The sequence below is a fragment of the Streptomyces sp. MBT53 genome (assembly GCF_016654115.1).
GTDB lineage: Bacteria > Actinomycetota > Actinomycetes > Streptomycetales > Streptomycetaceae > Streptomyces.
Window position 1 is genome coordinate 19726 of the sequence record NZ_JAEQAZ010000101.1, and the last position, 12655, is coordinate 32380.

At 65.9% G+C, this 12655-nt stretch carries 10 protein-coding genes and 1 pseudogene; 6 read left to right on the forward strand and 5 right to left on the reverse strand.

Going from position 1 to position 12655, the window contains the following annotated elements; all coding sequences use genetic code 11:
* The first annotated feature begins 69 nt into the window (after positions 1 to 69).
* The 4 genes from JHN45_RS30910 (at position 70) to JHN45_RS30925 (ending at position 6147) form a co-directional block, all read left to right on the forward strand.
* The gene (locus JHN45_RS30910; protein ID WP_201051926.1) at positions 70 to 1749 is read left to right on the forward strand and encodes a hypothetical protein; all 1680 of its coding nucleotides are present in this window, start codon (positions 70 to 72) and stop codon (positions 1747 to 1749) included.
* Complete coding sequence (locus JHN45_RS30915) at positions 1746 to 3854, forward strand: integrase (RefSeq protein ID WP_201051928.1); 2109 nt, start codon at positions 1746 to 1748, stop codon at positions 3852 to 3854. The genes JHN45_RS30910 and JHN45_RS30915 overlap by 4 nt, the downstream gene beginning before the upstream one ends.
* An 11-nt stretch (positions 3855 to 3865) precedes the next feature.
* On the forward strand, positions 3866 to 4255 hold the full coding sequence (locus JHN45_RS30920; RefSeq protein WP_201051930.1) for a hypothetical protein: 390 nt from the start codon (positions 3866 to 3868) through the stop codon (positions 4253 to 4255).
* 692 nt (positions 4256 to 4947) lie between these two features.
* Positions 4948 to 6147, forward strand: a complete 1200-nt coding sequence (locus tag JHN45_RS30925; protein ID WP_201051931.1) for a hypothetical protein — start codon at positions 4948 to 4950, stop codon at positions 6145 to 6147.
* 199 nt (positions 6148 to 6346) lie between these two features.
* Here JHN45_RS30925 and JHN45_RS30930 read toward each other — a convergent pair whose 3' ends face one another.
* The 4 genes from JHN45_RS30930 to JHN45_RS30945 all read right to left on the reverse strand — a co-directional run bounded on the left by JHN45_RS30930 (position 6347) and on the right by JHN45_RS30945 (position 9916).
* Positions 6347 to 7015, reverse strand: coding sequence for an HAD hydrolase-like protein (locus tag JHN45_RS30930; RefSeq protein WP_307783235.1), 669 nt, complete (start codon positions 7013 to 7015; stop codon positions 6347 to 6349).
* A gap of 1042 nt (positions 7016 to 8057) precedes the next feature.
* Entirely contained in the window at positions 8058 to 8921 is an 864-nt protein-coding gene (locus JHN45_RS30935; RefSeq protein WP_201051933.1) for a trypsin-like peptidase domain-containing protein, read from the reverse strand.
* Positions 8918 to 9238 (reverse strand): CU044_2847 family protein, encoded by a 321-nt coding sequence (locus JHN45_RS30940; RefSeq protein WP_307783234.1) that lies wholly within the window; start codon positions 9236 to 9238, stop codon positions 8918 to 8920. The genes JHN45_RS30935 and JHN45_RS30940 overlap by 4 nt, the downstream gene beginning before the upstream one ends.
* A 234-nt stretch (positions 9239 to 9472) precedes the next feature.
* Positions 9473 to 9916, reverse strand: coding sequence for a phosphotransferase family protein (locus tag JHN45_RS30945; protein ID WP_201051935.1), 444 nt, complete (start codon positions 9914 to 9916; stop codon positions 9473 to 9475).
* Between the two features lie 390 nt (positions 9917 to 10306).
* Here JHN45_RS30945 and JHN45_RS30950 point away from each other — a divergent pair.
* Positions 10307 to 10585, forward strand: a pseudogene (locus JHN45_RS30950) (toxin Doc); the annotation flags it as partial.
* Positions 10586 to 10588: 3 nt separating this feature from the next.
* On the opposite strand, the gene JHN45_RS30955 reads toward JHN45_RS30950, so the two are convergent.
* Positions 10589 to 11461: a helix-turn-helix domain-containing protein gene (locus JHN45_RS30955; RefSeq protein ID WP_201051941.1), complete on the reverse strand. Its 873-nt coding sequence runs from the start codon at positions 11459 to 11461 to the stop codon at positions 10589 to 10591.
* A 135-nt stretch (positions 11462 to 11596) separates the two neighbouring features.
* Here JHN45_RS30955 and JHN45_RS30960 point away from each other — a divergent pair, with 135 nt between their 5' ends.
* Positions 11597 to 12520, forward strand: coding sequence for an oxidoreductase (locus tag JHN45_RS30960; RefSeq protein ID WP_201051944.1), 924 nt, complete (start codon positions 11597 to 11599; stop codon positions 12518 to 12520).
* Positions 12521 to 12655: the final 135 nt, after the last annotated feature.

A 12655-nucleotide genomic window follows, 5' to 3' on the forward strand; every position in this document is an offset into this window, starting at 1 on the left:
CCGCGTGGACGCAAGGCGTCCCTCCCACAGGCTGACCATGCTCGTCCCGAGCCGCTTGCTCCCGACGGCTTGGTCGTCCACCATCACAACCGGGCCGGCCGGGTCAAGGAGTACGACTTCTCTGCCATGCCGGTCGCCGAACCGATGCAGCGTTCACTGGCAGCTGTCTTCGCGGGCTTCTGCAGGCCCGGGACGTGGGGCGCACATACGACGTCCGAGGGCTACTGGTACCAGTTGGAAGTGTTCACGAAATTCCTCGCGGGTCTGGAGAACCCCCCGCGTGATCTTGACGAGATCACCTCCGCTGTGGTGAAGCAGTGGCGCTTGGGCCTGGGCACGAATCGGGGGAGCTACCACGCGAACAGCCTGATCACCCGCCTGTTGCTCAGCGACGGTCGGCTGCAGACAGGTCCGGTCGCCGACGAGCTGGCCGTTCGCCGCAAGGAGCCGAAGAGCCAGATCCAGTCCTACAGCGAGGCCGAGTTCGACGAGATCAAGGTCGCCGCCAGGCGGATGTTCCGGTCCGCGCTGCTGCGGATCAGGGAGAACGCTCAGCACCTGGAGCGATGGCGGCAAGGCGACTACTACCAGGAGGGCAGCCAGGGCTGGCTGGTCGGGCAGGCATTGGACATTCTCGCCCGCACTGGGGACCTGCCCCGCTCCGTTCATCAGGACGCCAGGCCGCGGATCGTGATCCGCAAGTACGCAAAGGCGCTGGGTGGCCGGAAACCGGCGATGACGTGGCAGAGACTGTTCCTGTCACGTATGGAGGCGGTGGCTCTGGGCGTACTGCTCATGGCGGAGTACGGATGGAACCTGTCCGTCATCGACCATGCCGAGGTGCCGCGGGCACTGCCGGACCCCGGCGAGGATGGCCACCCGACCTACCGGATCCCACTGGAGAAGTACCGTCGCGGAGCCGGCCACCACTACGAGACACGCAATGTCACCGACGACGGGGCAGCCTCCCAGGGCCGCTTGATCACCCAAGCACTGGAAGCAACCAGTTTCGCCCGCGCCATCGTTGAAAACCTTGTCCCGGGAACTGACCGTCTGATCGTCTGGCGAACCCACAAGCCGGGGCGGCAACAAGCGAGCCAGGACCGGCTACCGCCCGTCAGCCACTTCCACTTCGGCATCCACACTAGTTACACGCAGGAATGGGCACACGCACAGGGCTTTAGTGGGGCCCCCTTTCAGCGGGGGCGACGCACTGTGAACGCACTCGACCGCCGGCAGCCGGGCCAGAACAGCCAGGAGACGCACGACCGCCGCTACGTCCTGGTCGACAAGCGGGTCCAGGCCGAAGCGGTCGAGGTCATCGCGGTCGGTGCCGAGGATGCCGCGCTCCGCGCCCGCACGGGAGTCCTGGCCGCCGAGCTGCGGGAGCAACCCACCGCAGGGGACGTCGAGACCGCGACGGCGGATTGTTCGGACTACAACAACGGCCCCCACCCCGCGCCGGAGGGAGGATGCGGCGCCTCCTTCCTGATGTGTCTGGGATGCCAGAACGCCCGTGTCCACCCCGGCCACCATGGCCGGCTCGCCCACCTGCACACCGCGCTCACCAATCTGCGCTCGGTCGTGCCTCCGCCCGCTTGGAAGGCGGACTGGGGTGAGACCCACGAACGTCTGGAAGACCTAAAGGACAAGCTCGGCGCCGCCACATGGAGCCAGGCCTTGGCCCAGGTCGGCGACGCGGACCGCGAACTCATTCGCCATCTCCTGACCGGGGACCTCGACACGTGACCACCGCCTTCGAACTCGACCCATACCTACTGCCACTTCCCACCCCGACGACTCCAGTGGTTCCCGCGCACATGGTCACCGCCATGCACGCCCACCTCAATGCCCAGTACGCGGCTCCGGTCTGGCCGCTGGCTCCGATGACCGAGAACCCCAGCGCGGGCAAGAGGACGATCCACTGGGGCAGTTGCCCGGCCGTTTTCCAGGACGAGCTGCGGCTGGCCGCCTGGAATCTGATCAACGGCCAGCTGCGGCCGACCTTCCTCAAGGATCGAGGCGGCCCGATGCGCAGCCGCCTCGGTGCCCACGCCACGGGGGACGTAGTGCGGCACTGGATGCACTTGGCTTCGTGGCTTGAAGGCCGCGGTTTGTCCAGGTTCGCTGAATGCGGCACTGCCGTCCTGCACGCCTACGGCCTGCACCTTCTCGACACTACGAACAATCGCAGCGTGCATCACAAGGTCTTGAGTTCGCTGACTCGGCTCTGGGCGTTCGACCAGCTCAGTGCACGCCCGAACGACGTTGGACGGCCGCCCTGGGACGAGCGGGGCGCCGACGACTACCTGCCGCCCGCGACTACCCGAGGCGGCGAGAACACCACCGATCCCCTGGCCGAGGAAACCATGGGCCCTCTGCTGATCTGGGCGATCCGCATGGTCGACGACTTCGCCGACGACATCCTCGCAGCCTGGTCCGAGGCCCGGCGACTGGATGACGCCTCTCGCAGACCGTCTCCGGGGCCAAGAGGTTACGCGGCCCTGGAGGCCTACTTTGCCCCTCTGATCGCATCCAACGCACCTCTGCCCACGACCACGAACCGGGGGCAGCCCAGACTCGCCCGCGTCTACATCGCGGCGACCACCGGCGCTTCCATCGGCCAGGTCGACCGGGTCTCCCGTCGGCACGGGCTGCTGGACGCGGCCCCCACCCGACCGGGCCCCTGCCCACTGGACATCCCGGTCAGCGGTCGCATCCACGGAACTCCCTGGCGGACGGCAATCAACCTCGACGAAATCCACGCGCTAAGGCGACACCTAGTTACAGCGGCCTTTGTGATCTGTGCCTACTTGACAGGAATGCGGCCCGGAGAGGTCCTGGGCTTGCGCTCAGGCTGCTGCCCCGACCCGGAACCGGACAGCAAGGGAACGATCGGACGGCATCTGATCCGCAGCAACGAGTACAAGACGGCCACGGACGAGCACGGCAACCACGTGTCCGGAGGCGAAGAACGCGAGGTGCCCTGGGTCGCCATCACGCCCGTCGTCAACGCCATCCGCGTCCTGGAACGAATGGTCCCCGACGGTACTCTCCTCTTCGACCACAATGCCCATGTCCAACATCAATCCCGTGCCGACACAGGGTCCCTGAAGACGAGCGGACTGGTGGAAAGGATCGAACACTTCGTCACCTGGGCGAACATTGAAGCCCTGCGGCACGAGCTCCCCGGCGAATTCATCGCCCCTGACCCGGCAGGGGCCATCGGAACCAGGAGGTTCAGACGGTCGCTGGCCTGGCACATTGCCCGCCGTCCGGGCGGCTTGGTCGCCCTCGCCATCCAATACGGGCACCTGCGGACCACCTTCGTCTCCGAGGGGTACGCCTCCCGCAGCCGTGACGGAATCCACGACCTCATCGACGTGGAAACCGTTCGCGCCGTCTCGGACACCGTAGCCGAGCTCCACGACGACCTCGAAGCCGGCGGTGGCGTCTCCGGCCCCTCAGCCAGACGCGCCATCCGGACTGCTGCACGCGCCCAGCGCTTCTCCGGCGCAGCCATCACTGCCACCACCGCCCGGCGCCTTCTCGCCAACGAGAACGCCATGATCTACGACAACCCGCAGGCCCTCTTGCTCTGCCACTACAAACGGGAGCAGGCCCTCTGTCACCGCGACGGAGTCAAGGACACGCCGAGCCTGGACCGCTGCGTTCCCGGATGCGGCAACATCGTCCGCACCGACGACCATGCCTCCCAACTTCGTGAGCGCGCGAGCCTCCTCGAACTCCAGGCATCCCATGCTCCTCAGCCGATCGGTGAGCGACTCCAGGCCAAGGCCAGTCAGCTCCACACCTTGGCCGCGGACCACGACCGCACACGTATCACGCTCTAGGAGAACATCGGATGAGCCCCGCCCTGGACGAACGTGATCGTATTCGCGCGGCTATGGACCGCATCCTGGACGGCGCCCATCAAGCCTCCAACGGAGCACTCACGATCGTCGCCCTTGCTCAGGAAGCCGGAGTCCCGAGGAACGCTCTCACCCAACGCCATCTCGATCTGAAGAACGAGTTCTACGAGAGAGTGAAGGAACGTGGAGCCACTTCCGATGCTGAAGCCCGACTCCGTCAGACGATCGTGAAGCTCAAGAAGACGATCGCCAACAAGAACACGGAACTTGATCAGCTTCGCGCGGATGTCCCCAGCCTGGTCCGGGTCATCAACGCCCTCACCTTGGAGAACCAGGAACTCCGGGGGATCTCGCGCGACACGAACCGAACGTCATTCCCCTGAGTAGGGCGCTACTCCCGAAGCTACGGCCAAGTGACATGTAGCTGAGGGCGATGCTCTGGGCTCCTGTCCCCTGGGTGGGGCCTTGTGCCACTAGCGTGTCGCCGACTACGTGACGTGAAGGGCAGGCCCCGGGCGGCGAAGCGGTGGGTCCGGTACGTGATGCCGGTGATAGTCGAGGTCAACTGCGACGACCACAAGGTGAGCCGGGTGGTCACGCTCCTGGAGGAGACCCGCGGGGACCGCGACGATATGGAGCACACTTCCTCATCTGCGATGAAAAGTTCGTCCGCCGGGACGGCGACGAGCAGCCCCAGGTGCACGCGTTCTGTGCTATCGCACAGTTGCTGGTCAAACCCGGTGCACGGCTGGTACCACAAGGTGAAGAGGCAACTGGTTTGATCGGCGAGACACCGTAGCGCCTGGCCATGAGGGGAATCCGGGTTCGTTCTGAATGCCCCTCATCGGCTTTCTTGAAGTGGTGGCAGGCCGAGGGCGGAGCCTCAACAATGTTGCGTCTAGTGCAACGGAGACTCATGTGGGGCAAGTTAGTGGTTTGGCGCGTTCTGCCCCCTTCGAACTCGGGGCAGCCGTCTGAACAACAGACTCAGCGACAACCCACGCTTTTGATCCGCTCCAATCCTTCACGGAGGCAGCAGGTGTTCGACTCGATCGTGGTCCGAAGGACGACCCCGATGGCAAGCTCCTACCCACTGGATCTCGGCCGACTGGCTGAGACCATGCTCTACTACCGAACCGTCCGTCTCATTCTGACCCGACATAGCGTGACCCAGCTGGTCCAGCAGTGCGGCCCCGACCTTGCCCTAGAGATCGTCAGTAACACCAACATCGACGCCGTCTTCGCTGACCGCGACCTGGCGGTCAAGAACGAAGGTGTGGGGACGGCGCAGGAGCGACACCGCCCTGTCAGCATCAAGGTTATGAGTGAGCCAGACGACGAGATGGTCGTCCGTCTCTTCCGTGAAGCCACGGGAAAGTCCGGCAAAGGCCGCCGGATGGCCAATCGTTTCATCGGCCAAACACGCAGCCACAGTCTCCCCAGCAACCTTACGGATGCCGCTGCGGACGACTGGCAGGATGACGTGTTCATGCGCAAGGCCATCATCGAGACTGTGAACGCGTTCGCCCCTGGCTACACCCTTCCCGCAGACCTGGAGGCTCGACTGGTCCCGCAGGAAGACGGCTACTTCATGCTTAAATCCAACCTCGACTGGACTGCTCTGCGCGAGGAGTACCAAGCGAAGTCAAGTGCCGATGACCTCACACCCGGCCATCTCCTCGTCAGTATCGTGGATATGCGTGAAGATCTTTATCTTGGCGCGACGTTCGCAGCAGGGATCGCGCAAGACTCGCTCGGGGCGAGGCTGGTACAGGCGAAGTGTGCTGACCTTGCTGCCTCCGTGGACGCACAGCAGGCGAAGATCGATCAGTTCAACGAGATAGTCGTTCGAGGTCTCGTCGATCTGCGAAGCGCTGTGAATTCCGGAGCGTTGCCCTTCGGCGACTTCATTCGGCTGCTGCCCGACGCGGACAAGTTCCGAGGCTGGCTCGACACCCACACACCCGACGCAGACCTCGTCAAGTCCTACGCGGCCGAGGCGACCAAGAGGCGGTTACTCAGCTCCAAACCGGTCAAAGAACTGCGGTGGCTTGTCCCGGCCGCTGCGGGGTTCGCGCTCTTCTTGCCGAACGCCGAGGTGACTGCTCCCGCTGCCGCGGCCACGCTGGCCGCCATAGACAGGTTCGTCGTGTCGAGATTCACCGAAGGCTGGCGCCCAGCGATCTTCATCGACACTAAACTCCGCCCCTCCCTGGGCCGGGAGCTCGGCAAGGGCACATCGACAACAAGAGGGAATACTGCCCCCTCCGAATAAGTGCACCTCCCCAGTAGACGACCAGGTGTCGGGGATCGGACAGATGGTCATGCCCGGCACGCCGCGCGACTCCCTGTTCATTCATTCGATCCTGCCGCCGTATCTCCCCCACCGACGGCCGAGGAGGTGACTTCGGCCGTGTTCGTCTGGGGCGCGAGGTCAGTCTGCGTCGGGACCTAGGGATGCCGACACGACCGGTTCATCTGCTGCGGAGGACTCGCAACACTGGCTCCAGTGACTCCACTATCAGTTCGGCGCCGGCCTCCCTCAAGTGCTTGGCCGTCCGCTCGTTGCGCGCAAAGCCGAGGAATGAGACGCCGGCGCGGCTCGCAGCGATGAAGTCTGAAGGCGTGTCACCGATCATCAACGCGGCCGAGGGCGCCGCTCCCATGGCGGACAGCGCCCGGTTCAGGTTGTGGGGGTTCGGCTTAAGGCTCTCAAGGGCTTGGGTGCGACCATAGATGCGGGGGGCGAAGCACTCCATGAGGCCGCGACTACTCAGGTACTCCTGGACCGCCCGCGAGGAGTGGTTCGTGGCGATCGCAAGTCGTCCACCTAGGGCTGTCCAAGTACGGATCAGCGGGTCCGCGTACCCTGTGGGCATCGCGGAGGACACCGCCCTCATCTCCTCGCGGGTGACGCGCTCCTCCAGCTCCGATACCAGGTCGCTGCTCGGATGCCGGCGGTCGACAGCGTGCAAGATGACCTGCAGGTCCGGGGCATTTCGTTCGGCCTCCGTCAACAGACCATGCAGGCCCCGCCCTTCGAGCCATTCCATCATGCTGTTCGCAGCCCACTCTGCTGAATGTCCTGCGAACAGGCGGCAGATCGGCCCGTCGAACCCGAACAGGACGAACCGAGATCGGATGACGAGATCCCGTAGATCCTCAGAGGCATCACCAGCTGGCGAAAGAGGCACTGCCGTGGTGACCCGGGCGGTGCTGGCCAGGGGAGACGCGCTCTCGCTCCCCTGAGCCGACTGGCGTGCCTGCGCACCTGGACTGTTCGGCGCGGACTGAGTTCGTGGACGCGCTTGAGGGGAATGGCGCTGCTGCGCGCGGACGTGTTGGGTGGTCTGATGGGCTTCTGCGAGCGCGGCGCGGGCTGATCCGGCCTGAGGATGCCGTGCGCCGAGCAGACTGGCGGACCGCTGCACCGCTGCTGCTAGGACGTCGGTCAGTTGGTCCATGGCCTCGAGATCATCTCGCATCTCGGCGATCGCATGCTGTGCCGAGGCCATGACGACCACGGCTTCCAATGTTCGAGGATGATCACTGCCCCAGCGGTCGATCTGCTGCCCACAGACATGCACGAGCTGCTGGGCGAGGATCTCCACACGCTGGTAATCCCGGTCTCTGACCCTGCGCTCGATGCGGAAGAACACGGAGGTCGTCCGCATCCACACATCCAGCCATGCCTCCTCACCGTCGGCTGCCGGGATGAGGGGCGCGGCTTGCTCGGCGTAGCGACGCGCCCGTGCCCAGTTTCCGAGGCGGGCCTCGATGGAGCCGAGTTGGGCAAGCGTGTACGCCAACTCCAGCTCTGTACGCGCGGCAACTTTGGCAGCCGTCAACGCCTCACGAGCCTCGTGTTCGGCTCCGCCTTCGGCGAGCACGGTGGCGATTCTGTTGTGCACGACGCACTGATGTTCCGGAGGAACCAAGCCACCCTTCACCCACTGGCTGATTACGCTCAGCGTGCGCGCGTAATCAGGCCCCCCTGCCCTGCCCAGCTCACGCAGCAGGGCAAGAAAATAGGACATATTGCCTGCTGCGGTCGGAGTCTCCAGAAGGTGTGTGTCTTCGGTGAGGCGGAGAACCTCCTCCCGAAGCGGCGCGAGGGCTTCCTGGTCGCCTCTCACTGCTCTTTCGGCGACATCGATCCTGCGCTGCCACCACATGGAGGAGGCTTCAGTCATCACCGTCACCTCCCAGCGCAGCTTCGCCTAGTTGCCGCAGCGTGCGGCGCCGCTGCTCCTGAGCCTCCGTCGATGTGATGAGCCCCGTCTCCTCCCACCGCCGCAGCGATCTGAGCACGACATCGGCTTCCCGCGTCGCACGCTGCACCGCCGCTCCCTCTGCGGCTTCTGAGGACTCCTGCTGCGCAGCGTGCTGCGGCTCGGGGGCGCGGCCCCCGTTTCGCAGCCAGTCGATGCTGAAGTGTGGGAAAAGATCCATTGCGTGCCGCACCGATGCTGCGACCAGAACGTTGCTTCCCGTAGCTGGGTCCTCACGGCTGAACTGCTGCTCCATAAGGATCCCAACCACTGGGCGTTCCTCGGGCTCGAAGGGGTCCGAGCGCGCAGCCTTGACGGGATCGGTGTCCACCGGACTACCGGAGTACCCCGAATAGTCACCGAGCAATTGGTCAACCGTCAGTTGGATCCCTTTGAACTCGCCACCCTCTGTACTGCGGTAGTCGATCGGCGCGTGCGTCACGCGGCCGCTCAGCTGTGTGTTCTCACCCGGCGGACAGTACGCACCGCTCCATCTCACTTGCGGCCGTGGCCAGTCCGTCGGTGGTGCCAGTGGCAGATCGTATGCGTGTGCGCCCTCGATGGCGATCAGGGCAAGATCGACCTCTTTTGCTGAATCGCACAACCGGCCGCTCATAACCCGTCCATCGGCCAGTTCGAGTTCCAGCCGGGCATCCTCCGAAGACACCTGCCGGAGGCAATGCATAGCTGTGAGCACGAAGACCCGCGTCACAAGGAAGCCGGCGCCCAGATGTCTACCGTTCTCGCGGATCCGCACCCAGTGGTGCCAGCCAGTCATGGCGCGTCTACGGCCCGCTCCACAGTGAGCGTCACTTCAAAGGAGGCTTCCGCCGACGCCTTCGAAAGGATCACTCCGGCTTCGGCCGCCAACGTGAGCCCGAAGACCACCTCCAAGCTGGTGACTGACCAGCCGTGTCGCTGCGGAATCCGAGCCAGCGAATCCTGCGCGATGGTCGAAGCCTGGACAATGGCTTCTTGCAGTTCGTCAGAGCGGTCAGCCAAAGACGCAGACTGCCGTGTGCGGCTTCCGATCTGCCGAGCTCCGTGCCCATTGAGTTCCACGGTCTCAACACGCACCATCGGTGCGTCGTTCACCGAAGCATCCCCCACGGTGGCACCCTCCCGCACGACCAGACTGATCAGGTCAGCGTAGCCCTGAGTAGGTCAGTTCAGGAGCGGAAAAGCGAAGTTTACCGAGCCGTCGGCTGGGTCACGGCGCACAGGCTGCAACGCAATTCGCCTCCATCCTCCACGGACGGACCGGCGACGGTGTCGTCGATCATGTGGACGACCCCAAGAAGACAGCCAAATTTCCGACTGTTGACTTGCCTAGTGAATCGTCCACAGGTCACCGGACAAGAGCTTCGGTTCGGTGGCCTCGTCGAGGACTGCTCGGTGTTTTTCGGCTGCAGCCGTGACGTCCCGCACGTCCCTGGCGTCCAGACCGGCATCCTCCAGATCGGCCGCTGTGTTCTGGAACAAGGTGACGACGGCTTCGCTCCAGCAGCTGAACCAGGGCGCCTCGACCGGTCCAAAATGCGGACCGGTGACGTCGTGGACCTGCCGGGCGATCGTGCCGAGCTGGGCGAAGAACGATCCCCACTCGGAGCGGGGAGGGGCATTCAGACCCTCCGCAGCCGGGATGCCGGCGACAACGTTTTGGATCATCCAGTCACGGCCAAGGATTTCGTGGGTGAAGTTGGCGGCCACGATCCGGGGCATCAACGATGCGATTGGGGCGAGGAACGGCTGGACGGCGTGCTCATTTCGCATGAGTCCGCGTTCGATACGGCACTGCCGGGACCGCTCCGGGGCCACCCGCAACATCGCAGGCCGTTCCGCGGCGAATTCTACTCATAGGTGTTGTTGTACATTCCACCGCCGAGTTCCACGGCGGACCTGACGTCGACGTCACTACCGAAGGCACGACGGCACATCATCTGTACCTGCTCAGCTGTCACCGGCTGTTGGAAAGATCCTGACGGCCGCTCAAGCTGTTGGAATTGCATAGCATCCCCTTACATGTTGCCCAGGCATAGTCCGCCCGGTCTGAGCCGGTCGTTCCTGCCGCAGGCCGCCGGTTGCATACGCCGCACTCTGCACTGCTGGGCCTTGCCCCTGCCAGAGACAGCCAGACGTCGACACGCTGACTTGACAGGGAAGGCGGCCGTCGCCCGGCACCGCGTCGACCCGCCGCGCCTCGGTGCCGACTCCGACCCGGCCTGGCGGGCCACCGCCCTGCTGCACACCCTCGCCCTGCTCAAGCCCCTGCCGTCCGCCAACGCCCGCTTCGCCTGCGCCACGGCGGTCGCCTACATGTTCGTCAGCGGCGTCGGCATCGATCCGCCGTACGGCGCGCTCGTCGACCTGACCCGCGATCTGATCTCCGGGAAGACGGACGTCTACGGCGCGGCGGAACGGCTGCGTTCCTGGCAGATCTGAGCGTCACCGGTCCTCGTGCGCCGGTGACGTCTCCCCGGGTACGCCGTCCCCGGACACGGCGAGGCTGCCGAGCAGGCCCAGCAGTTCCGCGCTGCGGCTGCCCGGCTCGGCGTGGAAGACGACCACGCTCAGGGCGTCCGTGCCCGGAATCTCGAACTTGTTCGACCGCAGCTCGAAGTCCCCGACCTGCGGATGCCTGAGGAGACTGGTCCGCCCGACCATCGGCCGTACCTCGTGTCTGCTCCACAGCAGCCGGAACCGCTCGCTGCGCACGGACAGTTCGCCCACCAGCTCCACGAGTCGCGGATCGTCGACGTCCGGGCCGATGTGGCCGCGCAGCGTCGCCACGCCCTCTGCGGTCAACTCCTCCCAGTCGCGCCGCAGTTCGCGTTCGGCGGGGTCCAGGAACACCGCTCGCAGCAGGTTCGCACCCGGCATGTAGCTCGGGGACAGCGCCCGGCACAGGGCGTTGGCCGCGAGGCAGTCGGTGAACCGGTTCTGGACGTAGGCCGGATGCGCTGACCAGGTGTCGAGCAGTTCGCGGACGCTCGCCGGTACCGCCTCCGGCTTTCTGGTCCGTCGGCGGGACGCGGCCGGCCGCTCGGGCTGCGCCAGGCTCAGCAGATGGGCGGTCGCGGCGGCGTCCAGGCGCAGCACCCGGGCCAGCGCCTCCAGCACCTGGGCCGACGGGTTGCGGTCCCGGCCCTGCTCAAGGCGCAGGTAGTAGTCGGAGCTGATACCGGCCAGCAGGGCGACCTCCTCCCGGCGCAGCCCCGGCACCCGGCGCAGTCCGCCGCCGCTCAGGCCCACGTCCTCGGGCCGGACCCGCTCCCGGCGGGCCCGCAGAAACTCGCCGAGCGCGTTCTTGGCGTCCACACCCACCACCGTAGATCCGAATCCGCGCAGGTGGGTGTCCCCGTCACTACCAGGAACATCCGGGTACTGCCTGCCCGGCCGCCACAGGCGCAGAGTCGACGCCAGGACCCACCACCTACCGAAAGGCGCGCCACCATGGCCGACACCGTCTCCGGCGGCACCCTCACCCCCGCCGAAGGGCTCACCCTCACCCGCATGGGATACGGCGCCATGCAACTGGCCGGCCCCCACGTCTTCGGCCCGCCGAAGGACCGCACCGAAGCGGTGGCCGTCCTCCGCGAGGCCGTCGAGCGGGGCATCACCCACATCGACACCAGCGACTTCTACGGCCCAGTCGTCGTCAACGAGATCATCAAGGAAGCCCTCCACCCCTACCCCGACGACCTGCACATCGTGACCAAGGTCGGCGCCCGGCGCGGCCCCGACGGCAGCTGGATCATGTCCCGCCACCCTGAAGACCTCAAGGCGCAGGTCTACGACAACCTCCGCAACCTCGGGCTCGACGCGCTCGACGTGGTCAACCTCCGGCTCGGCGCCCAGGACAGCGCCGACGAGGAGTCGATCGGCGAGAAGTTCGGCGCCCTGGCCGAGCTGCGGAAGGCGGGGCTGATCCGGCACCTCGGGCTCAGCACGGTCTCCGCCGCCCAACTGGCCGAGGCGCAGGCCATCGCCCCGGTCGTCACCGTGCAGAACCTCTACAACCTGGCCAACCGGCAGGACGACGCCCTCGTCGAGCGGTGCGCCGCGGAGAACATCGCGTTCGCTGCGTACTTCCCGCTCGGCGGCTTCACCCCGCTGCAGTCGAAGACCCTCGCCGAGGTCGCGGCCCGGCTGGACGCCTCGCCCCAACAGGTCGCCCTGGCCTGGCTGTTGCAGCGCTCGGCCACCACCGTCCTGATCCCGGGCACCTCGTCCCGCGCCCATCTGCGCGAGAACATCGCCGCCGCGGACCTGGTGCTGCCCGCCGACGCGATCGCCGAACTCGACACCATCGGCGGCGAGGGCCTGTCCGGCGGACCAGGTCGGAGAAAAGTAGCGGCACCTTATAAGCACGGGTGAGCGGGGTCTGGCGCGTGCAGCTGCAAGGCGGAGGAGGGAGTCGACGCGGAGCGTCGGCGAGTGACGACAACGCCGCAGATGTGCGTGCCAGACCCCGCGTCTCCGGCAGGATCTGCCGGAGACGCGGGGTCTGGC